Annotated in this window: 14 protein-coding genes; 4 read left to right on the forward strand and 10 right to left on the reverse strand. The window is 65.5% G+C overall.

Annotated elements, in window-relative coordinates; all coding sequences use genetic code 11:
• The first annotated feature begins 12 nt into the window (after positions 1-12).
• Positions 13-903: a glycine betaine ABC transporter substrate-binding protein gene (locus tag CH306_RS15270; RefSeq protein ID WP_094647060.1), complete on the forward strand. Its 891-nt coding sequence runs from the start codon at positions 13-15 to the stop codon at positions 901-903.
• On the opposite strand, the gene CH306_RS15275 is transcribed toward CH306_RS15270, so the two are convergent.
• Genes CH306_RS15275 through CH306_RS15285 form a run of 3 tightly spaced genes read right to left on the reverse strand, consistent with a single transcriptional unit; the run spans position 859 to position 4,229 of the window.
• Positions 859-1,815 carry an alpha/beta hydrolase gene (locus CH306_RS15275; RefSeq protein ID WP_032394118.1) on the reverse strand — a complete coding sequence of 319 codons (957 nt, stop codon included), beginning with the start codon at positions 1,813-1,815 and terminating at the stop codon, positions 859-861. The genes CH306_RS15270 and CH306_RS15275 overlap by 45 nt on opposite strands.
• 12 nt (positions 1,816-1,827) lie before the next feature.
• Complete coding sequence (locus CH306_RS15280; protein WP_032394119.1) at positions 1,828-2,661, reverse strand: SDR family NAD(P)-dependent oxidoreductase; 834 nt, start codon at positions 2,659-2,661, stop codon at positions 1,828-1,830.
• The gene (locus CH306_RS15285) at positions 2,658-4,229 is read right to left on the reverse strand and encodes a flavin-containing monooxygenase (RefSeq protein WP_045199242.1); all 1,572 of its coding nucleotides are present in this window, start codon (positions 4,227-4,229) and stop codon (positions 2,658-2,660) included. Before CH306_RS15285 ends, CH306_RS15280 begins: the two co-directional genes overlap by 4 nt.
• A gap of 69 nt (positions 4,230-4,298) precedes the next feature.
• Here CH306_RS15285 and CH306_RS15290 point away from each other — a divergent pair, with 69 nt between their 5' ends.
• Positions 4,299-4,958 carry a TetR/AcrR family transcriptional regulator gene (locus CH306_RS15290; RefSeq protein ID WP_094629608.1) on the forward strand — a complete coding sequence of 220 codons (660 nt, stop codon included), beginning with the start codon at positions 4,299-4,301 and terminating at the stop codon, positions 4,956-4,958.
• 211 nt (positions 4,959-5,169) lie between these two features.
• On the opposite strand, the gene CH306_RS15295 is transcribed toward CH306_RS15290, so the two are convergent.
• The 6 genes from CH306_RS15295 to CH306_RS15320 form a co-directional block, all read right to left on the reverse strand.
• A complete protein-coding gene (locus CH306_RS15295) occupies positions 5,170-8,973 on the reverse strand; it encodes a multifunctional oxoglutarate decarboxylase/oxoglutarate dehydrogenase thiamine pyrophosphate-binding subunit/dihydrolipoyllysine-residue succinyltransferase subunit (protein WP_094629609.1) in 3,804 nt (1,267 codons plus the stop codon).
• 110 nt (positions 8,974-9,083) lie between these two features.
• Positions 9,084-12,818: an ABC transporter ATP-binding protein gene (locus CH306_RS15300; protein WP_094629704.1), complete on the reverse strand. Its 3,735-nt coding sequence runs from the start codon at positions 12,816-12,818 to the stop codon at positions 9,084-9,086.
• Between the two features lie 182 nt (positions 12,819-13,000).
• On the reverse strand, positions 13,001-13,771 hold the full coding sequence (locus CH306_RS15305; protein ID WP_094629610.1) for an ABC transporter permease: 771 nt from the start codon (positions 13,769-13,771) through the stop codon (positions 13,001-13,003).
• Positions 13,768-14,811 (reverse strand): ABC transporter ATP-binding protein, encoded by a 1,044-nt coding sequence (locus tag CH306_RS15310; protein WP_094647011.1) that lies wholly within the window; start codon positions 14,809-14,811, stop codon positions 13,768-13,770. The genes CH306_RS15305 and CH306_RS15310 overlap by 4 nt, the downstream gene beginning before the upstream one ends.
• Before the next feature lie 122 nt (positions 14,812-14,933).
• Positions 14,934-15,773, reverse strand: coding sequence for an LLM class F420-dependent oxidoreductase (locus CH306_RS15315; RefSeq protein WP_094647012.1), 840 nt, complete (start codon positions 15,771-15,773; stop codon positions 14,934-14,936).
• A 43-nt stretch (positions 15,774-15,816) separates the two neighbouring features.
• Positions 15,817-16,536 carry a hypothetical protein gene (locus tag CH306_RS15320; protein WP_094629613.1) on the reverse strand — a complete coding sequence of 240 codons (720 nt, stop codon included), beginning with the start codon at positions 16,534-16,536 and terminating at the stop codon, positions 15,817-15,819.
• Positions 16,537-16,633: 97 nt separating this feature from the next.
• Between CH306_RS15320 and CH306_RS15325 the strand changes: the two genes are divergently transcribed.
• On the forward strand, positions 16,634-17,482 hold the full coding sequence (locus CH306_RS15325; RefSeq protein ID WP_176459376.1) for a helix-turn-helix domain-containing protein: 849 nt from the start codon (positions 16,634-16,636) through the stop codon (positions 17,480-17,482).
• The gene (locus CH306_RS15330) at positions 17,466-17,867 is read left to right on the forward strand and encodes a VOC family protein (protein WP_176459377.1); all 402 of its coding nucleotides are present in this window, start codon (positions 17,466-17,468) and stop codon (positions 17,865-17,867) included. The genes CH306_RS15325 and CH306_RS15330 overlap by 17 nt, the downstream gene beginning before the upstream one ends.
• Here CH306_RS15330 and CH306_RS15335 read toward each other — a convergent pair.
• Positions 17,849-18,868: a glutathione S-transferase family protein gene (locus CH306_RS15335; RefSeq protein ID WP_094629616.1), complete on the reverse strand. Its 1,020-nt coding sequence runs from the start codon at positions 18,866-18,868 to the stop codon at positions 17,849-17,851. The two genes, CH306_RS15330 and CH306_RS15335, sit on opposite strands and share 19 nt — an antisense overlap.
• Between the last annotated feature and the right edge of the window lie 46 nt (positions 18,869-18,914).

An 18,914-nucleotide genomic window follows, 5' to 3' on the forward strand; every position in this document is an offset into this window, starting at 1 on the left:
GAACAGGAGAAAATGACAGTGCGATCGTCGGTTCTGGCAGCAGCCCTGGTGATGTCGATCGCCGGTCTGGTCGGCGGTTGCAGCGCGAGTGCATCGACCGACCCTGCTGCGGTGCCCGTCGTCGTCGGAGCGGGCAATTCGGATCTGTCGCGTCTGCTCGCGCAGATCTACGCCGGGGGACTGCGGTCGACAGGAGCGGAGGTCGAGGTGAAGGAGGAGCTGGGCGATCGGGCCGACTACCTCGCGGCGCTGGACCGCGGTGAGGTGACGATGGTTCCCGACCTCACGGGCGAGCTTCTGCGCACCTTCGACGGTCTTTCCGAGGCAACCGAGGCCGAGGACGTGTACACGGAACTGAACCGATCACTGCCGGCCGGATTGTCGGTGGGGGATTACGCCACCGCCGAGGATCGACTGGCCATCGCGGTGGCGTCGGGCAGTGAATCGGGCGACGAGACGGTGACGGATTTCCTGGGTCGTGAGGAAAGATCGGTGGGAATCGTCGACGGCCAGGTCGATCCGATGGACGTCCTTGCGCAGGGTACGAGGAGTCCCACGTTCACGGGGGCGTCGCTCACCGATGTCACCCCGTATGCCGATGCGCAGTCCGCCGTCGACGGCTTGAACGCCGGAGAAGTCGACGTGCTGGCGATTCGCACCGCGTCGTTCGGCCCGCTGGCGAAGGACCTGACAACGCTGCCCGACGACGACCACGTGTATCCGGCGCAGAACGTGGTGCCGCTCTATGCCGACGGAGTGCTCGACGAGAGTGCTGTGAGGTCGTTCTCGGTGGTGGCGGGTGAGCTGACGACTGCGGACCTCGCCGAGATGATCGGCGAGGTCCGCAACGGAGTTCCGTCAGGCGATGTCGCCGGCCGTTGGCTCGGCGAGCGCAACCTCTGACGGTCCGGTCGGCTGCGCGGCTCGGAGCTTGCGGCCGAGGTACGAGCCCATGTGCTGGACGGCCTGGGCCGCCTCACGCAGAATCGACGCCTGCAGATGGGCCACGTGCCAGAGCTTCTTGTACTCCACGTGTTCGAGCTCGACACCCGACAGGCGCAGCTTGTCCGCGAACGCAGTGATCTGCGCGTACAGCACCTCGTCGGTACCGACGTGCATGACGATCGGCGGCAAACCGTCCAGGTTGCCCAGCAGTGGGGCGAAACCCTGGTCCAGCGGATCGCCCGCACCCAGATACGCATCGGCCGAGCTGTAGGACCACCCGGTGTTGACCACCATGTCGCGGTCCTTGGCGGCGTCGCGAGCTCCGGGATCGACCCAGGGCGAGATCAGGCCGAGGGCAGCCGGGCTGGTGCCGTCGTCCACCAGGCGCCGGGCAGCGGCGACCGAGAGACCGCCACCGGCCGAATCGCCGGCAATCGCGATGCGGTCCGCAGTGAATCCGTGGACACGAACCAGCTCGCGGAACGCCGCCACGGCGTCGTCCAGACCTGCCGGGTACGGGTTCTCCGGTGCCAACCGGTAATCGAGCACGTAGACAGCACTGGCCGATTCCCGGGCCAGATGTGCGGCCAGTGACCGGTGCGTATTGATGGATCCGATCGTGTACGCGCCGCCGTGCAGGTACAGGATCGCGGTGTCGCGTTCGGTTGCCCCGACGGTGACGCGCTCGGCTCGACGGCCCGCGAGTGTCATCTTCTGCGAGACCGTTCCGTGCGGAAGCGTTTGCACGGGAGCTGCGGCCTCGAGGATCAGCCGCTGCGTCCGAAACGAGAATCGCGCATTCAGCGCGAGGCGATAGAACGGCTTCAGCGCAGCCGCGACGATCGGCAGGGGAACGTAGAAGGACTTCACGACGCGACCCGCCTACTTCTTCGTGCGCGGCAGCGCGCGCTTGGACACTGCGGCGATCAGGCCCTGGTAACGCGATCCGGTGATGCGCTGGAGCAGGTCGAGTGCAATGGCGTCGGAACCGATGAGGACGCGTCCCTTGCCCTTCTCGACACCCTTCAGGATGGTCTTGGCCGCGTCGATCGGGGTGGTCTTGGCGAGCTTGGTGTCGAAGAACTTCGCGAAGTCGGCCTGGTCGTAGTTCTCGGCCACGGTGGCGTTGCGAGCGATGGCGGTCTTGATGCCACCGGGGTGAACCACGGTCACCTTCACCGGAGCCTTCGAGATCAACATCTCGATGCGGAGCGATTCGCTGAACCCGCGTACGGCGAACTTGGCCGCGTTGTACGCGGACTGCGACGGAATCGCCAACAGTCCGAAGAGGCTGGAGATGTTGATGATGTGGCCGTCACCGGAGGCCTGGATGTGCGGCAGAAAAGCCTTGGTGCCGTTGACGACTCCCCAGAAATCAACGTCGACGATGCGCTCGATGTCCTTGAACGAGGACTTGTCGACGTCACCGTGGTAGGCGATGCCTGCGTTGTTGTAGATCTGGTTGACCTTGCCGAAATGCGCGACGACGGCCTCGGCGTAATCCAGGACGGTCTCGCGCTGGGAGACGTCGAGGAAATCCGACTTCACCTCAGCACCGAGTGCTTCGACTCTTCGGACCGTCTCGTCGAGTCCGGCGGTGTCGACGTCGGACAACGCCAGTTTCGCTCCACGGCCGGCCAGCTCGAGGGCCAGTGCGCGGCCGATTCCCGAACCCGCGCCGGTGACGACGGCCACCTTGCCTGTGAATGTGCTCATCGTGCGGACACCTTGTCTGTGTTGTTGCCGGCGGAGTTGTTCGCCGACGATCCGGAGGGCAGGTCTGCGGTAGCGACGCTACGGTACGCATCGAGATCGAACTGCTTGGTGATTCTGCGGAACTCGAACGTGAAGCCCGGCCACAGCGTGGTGTTGTTGCCGTGCTTGTCGAGGTACCAGCTGGCGCATCCGCCGTTCATCCACACGCTCTTGGCGAGCTGATCCTGCAACGTCACGTTGTACTCGTCCTGCACGTCCTTGCGCACCTCGATGGTGCCGATGTCGTGCTTGTCGATGGTGTCCAACGCGTCGACGAGGTAGTTGATCTGCGATTCGATCATGAAGACCATCGAGGTGTGGCCGAGGCCCGTATTGGGTCCCACCAGGAAGAACATGTTGGGGAAGTTCGCGACCGCTGCCCCCTTGTAGCCCTGCTGGCCGCCGTCGTCGAAGGTTTCGGCCAACGTGCGGCCGTCCTTGCCGATGATGCCCTGGTAGGCGGGGGAGTCGGTGACGTGGAAGCCGGTGGCGACGACGAGCGCATCGATCGGGCGCTCGGTGCCGTCCTTGGTGACGATCGATCCTTTGCGGATCTCGGCGATGCCGTCGGTCACGAGGTCGACGTTGCTCTGTGCGAGAGCCGGGTAGTACGCGTTGGAGATCAACATGCGCTTGCAGCCGATGCGGAAGTTCGGCGTCACCTTGGCGCGCAGTGCCTTGTCCTTGATCTGGGTGCGCAGGTGGTTCTCCGACGCCCACTGCAGCGGCTTCATGAAGGCCGGAGCCTTGGCCAGACCGACGACCTGGGTCTCGCGCATCGCGTAGATGCCGGCCCGCGACAGGCGCTGGAACCCGGGAACGTGCTTGAAGGCGAAGCGCTCGAGCTTGGTGTATGGGCGATCGGCGCGGGGAAGGATCCACGGCGCGGTGCGCTGGTACACGTCCAGATGTTCCACCTGGCCTGCGATGGCGGGCACGATCTGGATGGCGGAGGCACCGGTGCCGATGACGGCGACGCGCTTGCCCGCCAACGAGACGTCGTGGTTCCACTGAGCGGAGTGGAAGACGTCGCCCTCGAAGTCGTGAATGCCCTTGATGTCGGGCAGATTCGGCTCACACAGTGCACCGACGGCCGAGACGACGATCTTCGCGGTGTAGTTGCCGGAGGTGGTCTGGACATCCCAGCGGTTGGTCTCGGCGTTCCAGCGGGCCGAGGTCACATCCGTGCCGAACACGTGCTTGTCCATGACGCCGTACTTGCGCGCCACCCCGGCGATGTACTTCTGGATCTCCGGCTGTGTGGAGAACGACCGAGTCCAGTTCGGGTTCAGGGCGAACGAGTACGAGTACAGGTGCGACGGCACGTCGCAGGCAGCACCGGGGTAGGTGTTGTCGCGCCAGGTGCCGCCGACGTCGTGGCCACGTTCGATGACGACGAAGTCCTTCTTGCCTGCCTTCGTCAGCTTGATCGCGGCACCGAGGCCGGCGAACCCGCTGCCGATGATCAGCGTATCGACGTGACGCGGCGTCGTTGCACGGTCCGAAGTATCTGTTACGGGAAGACTCATGTAGGGGAGCGTAGAAGCTTATTGAGTGTGAGTCAATAGTTATTGACTAACATTCAGTAGGGTGGTTGCATGGCGTTCGTGAACAGTCCCGGCGCACCGACCACGAAGAGGACAAGACTCAGTCCGCAACAACGACGAGCCCAACTGATCGAGCTCGGTACCGAAATGCTCGCCGACCGCCCCCTCGAGCAGATCTCAGTCGAGGACATCGCCGATCAAGCCGGCGTCTCCCGAGGTCTGCTGTTCCACTACTTCGCCTCCAAGCAGGACTTCCACCTCGAAATCGTGCGTGAATCCTCGCGCGTCATGCTCGAGCGCACCGCACCCGATCCGTCGCTGCCACCGTACGAGATTCTGCGCGACTCCATCGCCAACTACGTCGATTACGTCACCGACAAGCGACAGATGTACGTCTCACTCCTGCGCGGCACCCCCAGTGGCGATCCGCAGATGCGCGCGGTGTTCGAGGAGACTCGCTCCGCCATGGCCGAGCGAACCCTCGCGCAACTCGGGGGACTCGACATCGAGGTGACCCCCACCATCGTGCTGGCCGTTCGCGGCTGGATCGCATTCGTCGAGGAAACGACCATCAACTGGCTCACCGCACCGGAGCTCGGCCGAGACGAACTGATCGACCTCAACGTCAATGCTCTGCCTGCCGTCGCGCTGGCACCGGACATGATCTCCGCACTCCTGGGTGCCGACCGAGACGCCGCCGCAGACGCCTGATCCCGCCGCGCCGCCCGCCCCCGCACGCGTCAATGGACCCTTGCACTCCTCAGACGTATGCAGGGGTCCATTCACTCGTGTCCGGGGGTCGCGTGAATGGACCGTCGTACTGCGCAGACGTATGTAGTGGTCCATTGACGCCGAACGGGGGAGCCCAGAAACGACGACAGCGGCCCACCCCCGAAGGAGTGGGCCGCTGTCGCGAGTGTTTCTAGTCTTCGCCGACTGCCTTGAAGGCCTCGTCGATGATTTCGAGTTGCTCGACGGCGTGCACCTTGCTCGATCCCGACGACGGAGCGGACATGGCGCGACGGGAGATGCGCTTGATGCCGACCAGCTTCTCGGGCATGAGCTCGGGCAGTGCGAGACCGAAGAAAGGCCACGCACCCTGGTTCGCAGGCTCTTCCTGAACCCAACGGAATTCCGTTGCATTCGGGTAGCTTTCGAGAGCTTCCCTGATGCGGCGAACCGGCACGGGGTAGAGCTGCTCGACGCGAACGATCGCGACGTCGTCGCGGTTGTCCTTCTGCTTACGGGCGAGGAGCTCGTAGTAGAGCTTGCCGCTGACCATCAGCACTCGCTTGACCGCGCTGCGGTCGCCGGTGCCGGTGTCGTAGGTGGGCTCATCGAACACCGAGTGGAACTTGCCGTCGGTGAAGTCCTCGATGTTGCTCACCGCTGCCTTGTTGCGCAGCATCGACTTCGGGGTGAAGACGATCAGCGGGCGACGAATGCCGTCCCGCGCGTGCCTGCGCAGCAGATGGAAGTAGTTCGCGGGGGTCGAGGGGAGTGCGACGGTCATCGAGCCCTCGGCGCACAGTGTCAGGAAGCGCTCGATGCGTCCGGACGTGTGGTCGGGTCCCTGACCTTCGTGGCCGTGCGGCAGCAGCAGCACGACGTCGGAGAGCTGACCCCACTTTGCTTCACCGGACGAGATGAACTCGTCGATGATGGACTGTGCGCCGTTGACGAAGTCGCCGAACTGCGCTTCCCACATCACCAGTGCGTCCGGGTTGCCCACGGAGTAGCCGTACTCGAAGCCTACGGCTGCGAACTCGCTCAAAGCGGAGTCGTAGACCATGAACTTGCCAGGGTTGTCGCTGCCGATGTTCTGCAGCGGCGTGTACTCGGCACCGGTCTTGCGGTCGATGATCACCGAGTGGCGCTGGGTGAACGTGCCGCGGCGGGTGTCCTGGCCGGAGAAGCGGATGTTGCGTCCCTCGTCCACCAGCGATCCGAGTGCCAGCAGCTCGCCGAAGGCCCAGTCGACCTTGCCCTCGTACGCCATTTCCCGGCGCTTCTCGAGAACCGGCTTGACGCGCGGGTGCACGTTGAAGCCGTCGGGAACGGCGAGGTGCGCGTCACCGATACGGTGCAGCACGGCCTTGTCGACCGCGGTGGTCAGCTTGGCGGGCAGCTGCTGATCGAGCTCGACCGACTCACTGGGCTCAGGGGTGTACTTCTCGAGTTCGCGTACCTCGTTGAAGACGCGTTCGAGCTGGCCCTGGTAGTCGCGGAGTGCGTCCTCGGCTTCCTTGAGCGAGATGTCTCCACGACCGATGAGCGATTCGGTGTAGCTCTTGCGGACGCTGCGCTTGGTGTCGATCACGTCGTACATCGCCGGCTGCGTCATCGAGGGGTCGTCGCCCTCGTTGTGACCGCGACGGCGGTAGCAGATCATGTCGATGACGACGTCCTTGTGGAACTTCTGACGGAAGTCCACTGCCAGCTGAGCGACCCAGGCACAGGCCTCGGGATCGTCGCCGTTGACGTGGAAGATCGGCGCGGCGATCATCTTCGCCACATCGGTGCAGTACTCGGACGAACGCGAGAACTCCGGCGAGGTGGTGAAGCCGACCTGGTTGTTGACGACGATGTGCACGGTGCCGCCGGTGCGGTAGCCCCGCAGATCGGACAGGTTCAACGTCTCGGCGACGACGCCCTGGCCTGCGAATGCCGCGTCTCCGTGCAGCATCAGCGGCAGAACGGAGTAACCGCCCTGGCCGGTGCCCTTGTCCAGCAGGTCCTGCTTGGCGCGAACGAGGCCTTCGAGAACCGGGTCGACGGCTTCGAGGTGCGACGGGTTCGCGGTGAGCGAGACCTTGATGTCGTTGTCACCGAACATCTGGATGTACGTGCCCTCGGCACCGAGGTGGTACTTCACGTCGCCGGAGCCGTGCGCAGCGGCCGGGTTCATGTTGCCCTCGAACTCGGTGAAGATCTTCGAGTAGGGCTTGCCGACGATGTTGGCGAGCACGTTCAGGCGGCCGCGGTGCGGCATACCGATGACGACCTCGTCGAGGGCGTACTCGGCGCTCTGGTCGATGACGGAGTCCATCATCGGGATGACCGACTCGGCACCTTCGAGCGAGAACCGCTTCTGCCCGACGTACTTGGTCTGCAGGAACGTCTCGAACGCCTCGGCGGCGTTGAGCTTGCTCAGGATGTACTTCTGTTGCGCCACAGTCGGTTTGACGTGCTTGGCCTCGACGCGTTCCTGCAGCCAGGAGACCTGCTCGGTCTCGAGGATGTGGGTGTACTCGACGCCGACGTGGCGGCAGTACGAGTCGCGCAGAACGCTGAGCACGTCCCGCAGCTTCATCTTGTCCTTGCCGTGGAATCCGCCGACCTTGAACTCGCGGTCGAGGTCCCACAGCGTGAGGTCGTGGCTGATCACGTCGAGGTCCGGGTGCATCCGGAACTTGTCCTTGGTGAACTGCAACGGATCGGTGTCGGCCATCAGGTGACCGCGGTTGCGGTACGCAGCGATGAGCTCGAGCACGCGGGTGTTCTTGTCGACCGTGCCCTCGGGCAGATCCTTGCGCCAGCGAATGGGCTCGTAGGGGATCTTCAGCGAGTGGAACAGCTCGTCGTAGAACTCGTCGCTGATCAGCAGGTTGTGGATCGTCTTGAGGAAATCGCCCGACTCCGCACCCTGAATGATGCGGTGGTCGTACGTCGAGGTCAGCGTCATGAGCTTGCCGACGCCGAACTCGGCGAGACGCTCGTCGCTGGCTCCCTGGAACTCTGCCGGGTACTCCATCGCACCTGCGCCGATGATCGCTCCCTGGCCGTTCATCAGACGCGGCACCGAGTGCACGGTTCCGATTCCGCCGGGGTTGGTCAGCGAGATGGTGACGCCTTGGAAGTCCTCACCGGTGAGCTTGCCGTCGCGCGCACGACGCACGATGTCCTCGTACGCGTTGTAGAACTGCGTGAACGTGAAGTCCTGCGTGTTCTTGATGGCGGCGACGACGAGGGAACGGTTGCCGTCCTTGCCGGGCAGGTCGATCGCGAGACCGAGGTTGATCGCTGCCGGAGTCACTGCGTTCGGCTTGCCGTCGACCTCGGCGAAGTGGCGGTTCATGTTCGGGAACGCCTTGACGGCCTGCACGATGGCGTAGCCGAGCAGGTGCGTGAACGAGATCTTGCCGCCGCGGGTGCGAGCGAGATGGTTGTTGATCACGAGACGGTTGTCGACCATGAGCTTGGCCGGGATCGCACGGACGCTGGTCGCGGTCGGAATCTGCAACGAGGCGGACATGTTCTTCGCCACCGCTGCAGCAGCGCCGCGCAGAACCTTGCTCGACTCCTCGCCGAACTCGGCTGCGGCGGGCTTTGCGGGAGCGGACTTCGCCGGTGCTGCCTTCTTCTCGGCAGGCTTGGCGGCGGCAGGCTTCGAGGCTTCGGCCTTGGGAGCGGCGGTTTTCGGAGCTGCCTTGGGTGCTGCGGCCTTCGGCGCGTCGGTCTTGTCGGAAGCAGAAGCGGCCGTCTGGGCTGGTGGCGCGGGCGCTGCGGGAGGCGCGGACTTGGTCGAGCTGCCGTTCGAGGATGCGCCGTTACCGGCAGCACCGTTGGATCCGGCGGTCTCGTCGGTCGCTGCATCGGGGTCGTAACCGGTCAGAAACTCGTGCCAGCTCGCGTCGACGGATGAAGGGTCCTTCTTGAATCGCTGGTACATCTCGTCGACCAGCCATTGATTTTGTCCGAATTGGGTAGTAGAGCTGCTGCTCACGGCAGTAGTTCGCCTCGTTTCTGTCTTCGTTCCCGTTCAGCGCGCGTACGTGTCCAGGCTAGACCTTTGGTCCAGCTCACGTGCGTCCGGGACGTAGCTGTGATATGTACTCACCGGTAACCATCGGCCTCGTTGTCGATGACACCTTGGACTATCGAATTATTCCCTCGGTTCGTTTCGGCTGCAGTCCACAACTGCGCGTAGAACCCGCCCTGCGTGCGCAGCTCCGAATGTCGACCCACTTCCACGATACGGCCGCCGTCGACGACCACGATCAGATCCGCTCGTGCGGCGGTCGCCAAGCGGTGCGCGACGACCACCGCGGTGCGGGTGCGTGCGACGGCACTGCTGGCTGCGAGCACGGTGCGCTCGGTCGCGGGATCGAGCGTGGCGGTGGCCTCGTCGAGCAGGAGAAGGTCGGGGTCGACCAGCTCGGCCCTGGCCAGTGCGATCAGCTGTCGTTGACCCGCGGACAGCCCTTGACCGCGCTCGCCGACAGGTTGGTGCATACCGCCGCGAAGTGCGGCGATGGTGCTCAGAGCTCCCACGGATCGGGCCGCGTTCTCGATGTCGGCACGGGTGGCGTCGGGCCTGCCGTAGGCGATGTTCGACGCGACGGTCCCGGTGAACAGGTGCGCTTCCTGCGGTACTACGCCGAGTCGGTGCCGGTAGTCCGAGAGGCGATAGTCGCGTAGATCGTGGCCGCCGACGCGCACCGATCCGGAGGTGGGATCGTAGAAGCGGGCCAGCAGTTTCACGACCGTGGATTTGCCCGCGCCGGTGCGCCCGACCAACGCGACGGTGGTGCCGGCGGGGATGGTGAGATTTACCTCACTCAGGGCGTCGGACTGTGCTCCGGCATACCGAAAACCGACGTCGACGAGTTGTATGTCGGCGTGCAGGCGTCCGCCGGGGAGTGCGGTGGTGTCTGATTTGGTGGACGTTTCAATCGAACTCGTGGTGCGGAGGAGATCACCGATGCGGCCGACACCGACACGTGCTTGCTGGTAACCGTCGAACACCTGCGATAGCTGCTGGATCGGACCGAAGAGCAGCCCGAGATATAGCACGAACGCCACGAGAGTGCCCGCAGTGGTGGTGCCGGTGGCGATCTGATGCGCGCCGACGAAAACGACGACGGCGAGGGCGATGTCGGAGAGCAACGTGATGAGGGGGAAGAACACCGAGATCGCGGTCTGCGACCGCATCCGACTCACCCGGTAGCGGTCGGAGCGTTCGGCGAACCGGGATGCGGCGTACTCCTCGCGTCGGTACGCCTGCGCGGCGCGCAGTCCCGTGACGTTCTCCTGGAAGTCGGCGTTGACGATCGAGATGCGCTCGCGAGATGTCGAGTACGCCGCCGACGAGATGCGCCGGAAGATCACGGTGGCCACGGCGAGGGGCGGCACCACCGCCAGCGCCACCAGTCCCAGTGCCGGGTCGGTGACGAGCAGTGCGGCGGCGATGCCGACGACGGTCAGCACGCTGACCACTGCGGTTGAGGCTCCGGTCTGGATGAAGGAAGACAGCGCATCGACGTCGGTGGTCATTCGCGTCATGATGCGACCCGACAGTTCGCGTTCGTAGTAGTCCAGGCCGAGCCGTTGGATGTGCGCGTAGCTGCGCACCCGGAGTCCGAAGAGCACTCGCTCGCCTGCTCGCGCCGTGATGACCGTCGTCCAGCAGACGACGAACCAACTCGCCGCAGCCAACACGACACCGATCGAGGTGGCGATCCACAGGGTGTTCGAGTCTCCGCCGGCCACTCCGCTGTCCACCGCGTAGCGAACGAGCGAAGGGAACGCGATCGAGGCCAGTGAGTCCAGCGCGAGGAGCACCACCACCGCTGCCAGCAACAACCGCACCGGGCTCAGCAGTCTCGACAGCCGGAACTCCGGGTCGGGTCGACGAAGTTCGACTCCCGATGCAGCCGGATCCTCCGTCGCGGGCGGCAGCGCCGCGACCGCCCGGGAGATCGCCGGAGTCGGCGCGAGTGAGCCGAAGGCCCCCGCCATCGCAGTTCCGTGACCACCTCCGCCTCCGGGCGCGGGCGTTGACACCGCGCCGGGCTCGACGGTCGCCTCCGCCGCGGACTCGGGCCAGAGCGTGTCGGCGGACGGTTCCGCTGTCGGTTCCCGGTCGGTGTCGTCGTTCGCGTCGCCGTCCCCTCCTGCGAGGAGGGCCCGGAACAACGGACAGCGCCGATCCAGTTCGTCGACCGTTCCGGTGTCGATGATGCGGCCGTTGTCGAGGACGGCGACGCGATCGGCCAGTGTCAGGGTCGAACGGCGATGTGCGAGAACGAGAGTCGCGCGAGTACGGACGCCGCGCAACGCGTCGAAGACGGCGGCCTCGGTCTCGGCGTCCACGGCGGAGGTGGCGTCGTCGAGGATGAGAATTCGCGGTTCGACCAGAAGAGCGCGGGCCAGTGCGATGCGTTGGCGCTGACCGCCCGAGAGAGTGAGGCCGCGTTCGCCGACGAGGCTGTCGTATCCCTCGGGAAGCGCCTCGACGAACGTCGAGGCCTGCGCGAGCCGCGCCGCATGCCTGATGTCCTCCGCGGTGGCGTCGGGCCTGCCGAGGGCGATGTTGGCGGCGATGGTGTCGGAGAAGAGGAACGGCTCGTCGAACACCAGCGAGACCGCCTCGCGGAGCGACGTCGAGTCGAGGTCGTCGATGTCGATCGACGTTCCGTCGGACGTCAGCGCAATCTGCCCCCGAGTCGGGCGGTAGAAGCGGGGGAGCAGGAGTGCGAGTGCGGTCTTTCCCGAGCCCGCGTGACCGACGACGGCCACCGTCTCACCGGGCGAGATGGTCAGGTCCAGGCCGGTGAGCACGTCGCGTTCGGGTTCGAATCCGAAGGTCACCTCGGAGATATGGACTCCGAGCGGGCCGTCGGGCAACGCGACGGGTTCGGCCGGTTCCGGGTCGGACGGCTCGGTGTCGACCACCTCGTAGACGCGCTCGACGGCCGCGCGGGAGAGTTGGGCCATGATCACCACCGACGAGACGGTGCGGGTCACGGCGGACAGAGTCGCGACATAGGTGGCGAAGGCCAGGAAGGTGCCGATCGTGATGTGGCCTTCCAGGGCCAGATAGCCGCCGAGGGCGATGACTCCGACCAGTCCGAGTTGAGGAATGGTGGCCATCGACGGTGCGAACCGTGAGTTGATCTTCGCCGACCGCATGCGCTCGGCGAACAACCTGCGACCCAGTGTCTCGATGCGATCGACCGCGCGGGCTTCCTGCCCGAAGCCCTTGACCACCCGAACGCCGGTGACCGTCTCCTCGACGTGCTGTGCCAGATCGGCGGCGCGTTGCTGCGCCGACCAGGTGGCCGCGAAGAGAGTGGGCCGAATTCGGTAGACCACGATGCCGACCGCAGGAACGATGAGTACCGCGACAACGGTGAGCAGCGGCGACAGATACGCCATCACAGCCAGCGCCAGCACGAACTGCAGGACGGCTCCCGCCGACAACGGCACCATGGCCAGCAGCCCCTGCACCAGTTGGAGGTCGGTGATCGATCTCGAGACGACCTGCCCGGTACGGATCTCGTCCTGCTTGCGCCCGTCGAGCCGCTGCAGTGACGCGAGCAGGTCGAGGCGTAGATCGTGCTGGACGTCGATCGAGAGCCGGCCGGCGAGCATGCGTCGACCGAATTGGCACGCGAAACGCACCAGGCCCAACAGTGCGATGGCGGCGGCGACGGCGGCGATCTTCTCGCCTCTGCCGGCCGTCGCGTCGTCGATGGCGACCCTGGTGAGGAGCGGGAACGAGATGTCGATGACCGCGGCGATCATCGTCACGCCCAGTGCTCCGAGTGCGGTGCGTCGATGCAGCATGCACTGCGCGATCAGACGTCTGATCCACCCACGCCGGGGCCTCGACGCGGGTTCTGCGCTGTCGAGTGTCGACGAGCTGCGTCCGGGTGCCGCTGCACGGTCTTTCACCGCATTACTGTGTGCCATCGCCTCACCACGGTAGACCCGAGTACCGACAGGGTCGGCCCGCGAACGAAGCGACGTCAGTCGATGTCGCGGGTGCGGGCCAGGAACCAGCCGACGCCGGTGAGGACCGCGGCCCACAGCGCGAGTCCGAGCGGTGCCCACGGCCACGACGCCAGGTCGCCGGCGTCGTCGAGTTGAGTCGCCGCCATGGTCGGCAGAGTCAGGTTCGACGGCAGCGCTACGGCGACCGATCCGAGCCCGAGTCCGAACAGGATCAGCGAGAGCAGACCCTCGCCGAACGGCAGCCAGGCGACGAGCACGATCGCGGCCCACGTCGGAGATTTGAGCAGCAGACCCAGGCCGGCACCGATCATCGACCACAGCACGACTGCGAGGAGGCACGACAACACCACGCCGACGAACGCGCCGTCCAGCAGCACGGTCCGCTCGTTGAATATCAGCAGGCAGATCAAGCTGGCCAGCAGCACCACCAGGCCGTATCCGAGGCCGAACAGCGCAGTGACGACGAGTTTGGCGGCAATCACCCCGTCGCGGCCGCGAGCGGTCAGGAAGCTGGTGGTGATGGTCTTGTGGCGAAATTCGGTTCCGGCGTTGACGGCACCGAATATCCCGGCGAACAGAATCGCGGCACCGGCGGCGACGTACAGGCCGATCGAGGCGACGCCACCCGAGATGTCCAGGTCCTCCTCGAATTCACCCAGCTGATTCGCGATCACCGACGTGATGACGGACGCGAACACTCCGACGACGATCGGGGCGATCGCCAGCGCCCACCAGAATTTCAGTGTGGTGACCTTACGGATCTCCGACGTCAGCAGTGCGTTCATCGCTGACCCCCGTTCCAGTTCTGTGGCGGACCGTAGTTCTGCGGCGGAGCGCCGTACCCCGGCGGTGGGCCGTAACCCTGCGCAGGACCCGGCGGGCCGTAACCGTGGGGACTCTGCTGAACGGGTGCGGCGTTGTACTGACCCGTGGTCATCGACAGGAACACCTGCTCGAGGTCGACGTGTTCGCCGGTGGTCCCGAAGATCGTCACCTGGGCGGCGGCCGCGATGCGGGCGATCGTCGCCGCGTCGGGACCGGCGACACCGATGCGTCCGTCGGGAAGCAGTTGGCTGTCGTTGAACCCATTCGAGGCCAACGCCAAGGCCAAAGCTGCGGGGTCCGATGCGGCCACCAGTACGCGGCTCGGACGTGTCGATCGCAAATGCGCGATGGAACCCTGGTACACGAGTGCGCCGGCGCTGACGATCACCAGATTGTCGACGGTCTGCTCGATCTCGCGCAGGATGTGGCTCGATACGAGCACGGTGCGACCCGACGCGGCGAATGCCTTGAAGAAGTCGCGCAGCCAGGCGATTCCTTCGGGGTCGAGACCGTTCGCGGGTTCGTCGAGCACGAGGATTTCCGGATCCCCCAGCAGGGCTGTCGCCAACGTCAGGCGCTGACGCATGCCGAGCGAGAAACCGCCTGCGGCGCGGTCGGCGACGTCACCGAGCCCCACGAGGTGCAGGACGTCGAGCGCGCGGCTGTCGGGTATGCCGATCGCAGCGGTGTAGATCTTCAGGTGGTGTGCGGCGCTGCGCTTGGGGTGCAGGCTCAGCGAGTCGAGGACGGCACCCACCGTGCGGGCGGGGTGGGCCGCCGCGCGGAACGGCATGCCGTTGACGAGGCCGACACCCGAGGTGGGAGCGACGAGTCCGAGGAGCATGCGCAGCGTCGTCGTCTTGCCCGATCCGTTGGGGCCGAGGAATCCGGTGACCGTTCCGCGCGGAACGACGAAGCTCAGGTCCGAGACCGCGCGAACTGTGCCGAATTGCTTGGTCAGTGCTTGCGCTTCGAGCGCCGCTCCCGGATAGCTGGACATCTGTGCGCAATCCCCCTGGCCGTAGGTCACCTCGAGTACCGGCTGCGCGCGGCAACCGGTACTCGAGGCTACGGGGTGCGACCGACATCCGGTGCGGCCCCACGTGCGCGAGCCGTCCCGCTTCAGTGATGCAGCGCGGCGGCGATCTCTCGGTAGGTCTCGAGCGGATCGGCCATGTCGGGCAGCGAGTGCAGTGTCACGTGCGAAGCACCTGCATCGATGTGCTCGTTCAACCGTGCTGCGATCGCGTCGGCGGTACCGTGCGCCACCAACGCGTCGATCAGTCGGTCGCTGCCGCCGTCGCCGATCTCCTCGTCGGAGTAGCCGAGTCGGTTCAGATTGTTGGTGTAGTTGCGCAGGTGCAGGTACGGGTTGTTGACCGGTGGTCGGCCGATCGAGCGTGCCTGCTCCGGATCCGACTCGAGGACCACCTTGTGTTCGGGTGCCAGAATCTTGTTCGGTCCGAGCGCCTGGCGTGCTTCACGGGTGTGCTCGGGGGTGGTCAGGTACGGATGCGCACCTGCGGTGCGGTCGGCCGCAAGCGCGAGCACCTTCGGTCCGAGCGCAGCGAGGACGCGTCGCTCCACCGGGACTCCGGCCTCGTCGAGAGCGTCGAGGTAGGCGACAAGAGCGTCGTACGGCTTGGTGTATTCCTGCGTCGCCTCCGGATGGCCTGCGCCGATTCCGAGGACGAATCGGCCCGGGTGCTTGCTCTCCAACCGGTGATACGACGCGGCGACGTCGGCCGCTGCGTCCGACCAGATGTTGACGATGCCGGTGGCGACGACGACCGTCTCGGTGGCGTCGAGGATCTCCTCGCTGGTGGTCAGGTCCGCGGGCGGCGAGCCGCCGAGCCAGATCGTCCCGTAGCCGAAGGATTCGATCGCCCGGGACAGTTCGGGTGTGAACGCCGAGTGCAGTCGCCAGACGCCGTACTTGCCGAGTTCAGGTGTGGAAGTCATGTTCGAAGTCAACGCGGCAGAGTCACGAAGATTCCGCTGCCGGTCACTCGTCCGGTTCGATGATCCGATTCTCCGGGAACCGAGCAGGCGGCGGGCCGAAGGCATCGCGGGCATTCTTGATGACACCTTTGCCGACTGCGCGGTTGCCTGCGCCGCCGATCGCCGCACCGATGCCTGCGGGAAGCATCTTGCCGACCAGAAGCGCGCTGCGCTTGGCCAGGTATTTGGTGATGAACTTCTTCACCAGCGACTTGTTCATGCTGGTCATCGAGCCGCCCGGGATGCGGGAGGTGATCAGCGGCCCCCAGTTCTTCGCCGTCTTGCCGACCGTCCGTTGCACGATCTGCATACCCGACTCGCCCAGCGCAACCGAGAGCACCAGGGCGCGTCGTTGCTGGTGGTTCTCGACGGGGATGCCGTGTACGGCGGCCACCGACAGTGTCAGCAGTGCGGAGGACTCGATGAAGAAGGCAGTTTCGGCACCCACCGCTGCGAGCGAGGCGACGGTCCCGACGCCGGGGATCGCCGCGGCACCGCCCACCGCGGAACCACTGCCGGTGACCGCGAGCAGAAACCGCTTCTCCAGCCGTTCGATGATCTGCGCGGGGGTGTCGTACGGGTGTGCTCGACGCACGTGCGCGACGTACTTGTCGACGGCGGGTCCCTGGAGGCGGCTGGCGTTGTCGAGGATGTTGACCAGCGCGCGTTCGAGCTTGCCTCCACCCCCGACCTCGACCTGTGCGTCGTCCTTCTTACCTGCCATGGGTCCTCTTCTCGCCGTCCGCGGTGGTGCCCACCCGGAGACCACTGTAGATATCGACTTCTGTTACCCCGCTTCGCGCTGTTCTACGCTGAGCCGTATGACGGTGGGCGCAGTCTCCGAGGGTTTGCGCTGGTTGCCTTCTGCGCGGCTGCGTTCGTCGGTGCGTCCGTACGACGGGTATTGCCTGCGGGGACACGCCCCCGGGGAGCACGTCGGGATGCCCAGTCCGTATCTGACTCTGATCGTGGCAATCGAGCCCGAGGTGGTAGTTCGCGGTGTGCCGCATCGCGGTGACGGCTCGTTCGAAACCCTCGTCGGTGGGATCTCCTCGACGCCGGTGACGATCGTGCACGACGGCAATCAGTACGGGATTCAGCTTTCGCTCACCCCGCAGGGATCTCGGACGTTGCTCGGTGTTCCGTCCGCCGACTTGGGTGACTGGATCGTACGGCTGGACGACCTGCTGGGGTCCGACGCTGTCGAGATGCGTGAGCGGGTCTGCGCCGCGGCGACGTGGTCCGCACGCTTCGATGTCGTCGATGAGATCCTGGTGCGTAGGTTGATCGGCCAAGAGATCGATCCGCGGTTGGGCTGGGCGTGGGATACGCTCACGGGCGAACCCGCCTCGCGGGTTGCCGACGTCGCACGCGAAATCGGCTGGAGCACAAGACACTTGATCTCGAAATTCACTGCGGAGTATGGCGTGTCGCCGAAAGTGGCCGCCAGAATCGCCAGGTTTCATCGCTCCCATCAGCTACTACGCCGGCCGATCGTGCAGAGTATGGCGGTCGTCGCCGCCGACTGCGGGTACTACGACCAATCGCACATGAACCGCGACTGGCGCGCGATGGCAGGTATGGCACCTTCGGTGTGGCGCGAGAGAGAAGTGTTCGCATTCGTACAAGACCACGTCATCGAGCGCGGGCACGATGACAGTCATGACTGAAACGCGAACTACCGTGTGGCCGTGCCTGCGTTACGACGATGCTCGTACCGCCATTCGCTTCCTCGTCGATGTTGTCGGGTTCACCGAAGCTGCCGTCCACGGCGAAGGTGACCGTGTCGATCATGCAGAACTGCGCTGGCCGGAAGGCGGGGGCGTCATGCTCGGCAGTGTCCGTGCCGACGGTGCGCTCACCGGTCTGCCGGCCGGCGTCGGTTGTGCCTACGTCGTCACCGATCGCCCCGACGAGATCCATGCACGTGTCGTGGCGGCCGGCGTCACGATTACGCAGCCCTTGCGGGACGAGGACTACGGGAGTCGCGGCTTCACGTGTCGCGACGCCGAAGGCGTCCACTGGTCGTTCGGAACCTACGCGGGGACCCAGTGATCGGCCGGAACGAGCTCGTCAGGCTTGGGCGGCGGGGGAGCGGTTCCGTCGCCGAACGGTGATCCTCCCAGGGATTCGCGGCCGTGGGGTTCGAGCCACCCTGCCAGGTCCGGGCCCTTGGGCACGATCCCCGTCGGGTTGATGTCGGTGTGCACCTCGTAGTAGTGCCGCTTGATGTGGTCGAAGTCGACCGTGTCGCCGAATCCGGGCGTCTGGAACAGATCGCGTGCGTAGTTCCACAGCACCGGCATTTCGCTGAGCTTGCTGCGATTGCACTTGAAGTGGCCGTGGTAGACGGGATCGAAGCGTACGAGGGTGGTGAACAGGCGCACGTCGGCTTCGGTGATGTGCTCGCCGACGAGGTAGCGCTGGGTGGACAGGCGTTCGACGAGCCAGTCGAGGCGCGTGAACAAGCGGTCGTAGGCCTTTTCGTACGCCTCCTGCGAGCCGGCGAATCCACAGCGGTAGACGCCGTTGTTGACGTCTCGGAACACCAGATCGGCGACCTCGTCGATCTCGGCGCGCAGCGCTTCCGGGTACAGATCGGGGGCACCGTCGCGGTGGTACTGCGTCCATTCGGTCGACAGGTCCAGGGTGATCTGCGGGTAGTCGTTGGTGACGACCTCGCCGGTGGGAACGTCGACGATGGCGGGGACGGTGATGCCGCGCTCGTAGTCCGGGAAGCGAGCGAAGTAGGCGTCCTGCAACCTCGGGATCTGCAGAACGGAGTCGACGCCGCCTGGCTCTTCCTGGAAGTTCCAGCTGCGCGGGTCGTGGGTCGGCCCCGGAATGCCAAGGGACAGCACGTCTTCCAGCCCGAGGAGGCGACGCACGATGATGGACCGATGCGCCCACGGGCAGGCGCGTGCGGCGATCAGTCGATACCGACCGGGTTCCACCGGATAGCCGTCTCGGCCGTCCGCGGTGATTCGCGTCGGAATGTAATTGGTGTCGCGCGTGAATTCCTTGCCCGGTTCCACGTAGGCGGCATCGTCTGCCATTGTGTTCACTCCTCGCATCGATCGGTCCCCGACGACGCTACCCAGT

Origin of the sequence: Rhodococcus sp. 15-725-2-2b (assembly GCF_002259075.1) — a bacterium.
Classification (GTDB): Bacteria; Actinomycetota; Actinomycetes; order Mycobacteriales; family Mycobacteriaceae; genus Rhodococcoides.

Excerpts from the sequence above, each read along its gene's own strand:
- CH306_RS15305 (WP_094629610.1), bottom strand. The coding sequence starts at position 13,771 with ATGAACGCACTGCTGACGTCGGAGATCCGTAAGGTCACCACACTGAAA.
- CH306_RS15270 (WP_094647060.1), top strand. The coding sequence starts at position 13 with ATGACAGTGCGATCGTCGGTTCTGGCAGCAGCCCTGGTGATGTCGATC.
- CH306_RS15290 (WP_094629608.1), top strand. The coding sequence starts at position 4,299 with ATGGCGTTCGTGAACAGTCCCGGCGCACCGACCACGAAGAGGACAAGA.
- CH306_RS15320 (WP_094629613.1), bottom strand. The coding sequence starts at position 16,536 with ATGGCAGGTAAGAAGGACGACGCACAGGTCGAGGTCGGGGGTGGAGGC.
- CH306_RS15300 (WP_094629704.1), bottom strand. The coding sequence starts at position 12,818 with ATGCTGCATCGACGCACCGCACTCGGAGCACTGGGCGTGACGATGATC.
- CH306_RS15325 (WP_176459376.1), top strand. The coding sequence starts at position 16,634 with ATGACGGTGGGCGCAGTCTCCGAGGGTTTGCGCTGGTTGCCTTCTGCG.
- CH306_RS15315 (WP_094647012.1), bottom strand. The coding sequence starts at position 15,773 with ATGACTTCCACACCTGAACTCGGCAAGTACGGCGTCTGGCGACTGCAC.
- CH306_RS15285 (WP_045199242.1), bottom strand. The coding sequence starts at position 4,229 with ATGAGTCTTCCCGTAACAGATACTTCGGACCGTGCAACGACGCCGCGT.
- CH306_RS15330 (WP_176459377.1), top strand. The coding sequence starts at position 17,466 with ATGACAGTCATGACTGAAACGCGAACTACCGTGTGGCCGTGCCTGCGT.
- CH306_RS15335 (WP_094629616.1), bottom strand. The coding sequence starts at position 18,868 with ATGGCAGACGATGCCGCCTACGTGGAACCGGGCAAGGAATTCACGCGC.
- CH306_RS15310 (WP_094647011.1), bottom strand. The coding sequence starts at position 14,811 with ATGTCCAGCTATCCGGGAGCGGCGCTCGAAGCGCAAGCACTGACCAAG.
- CH306_RS15280 (WP_032394119.1), bottom strand. The coding sequence starts at position 2,661 with ATGAGCACATTCACAGGCAAGGTGGCCGTCGTCACCGGCGCGGGTTCG.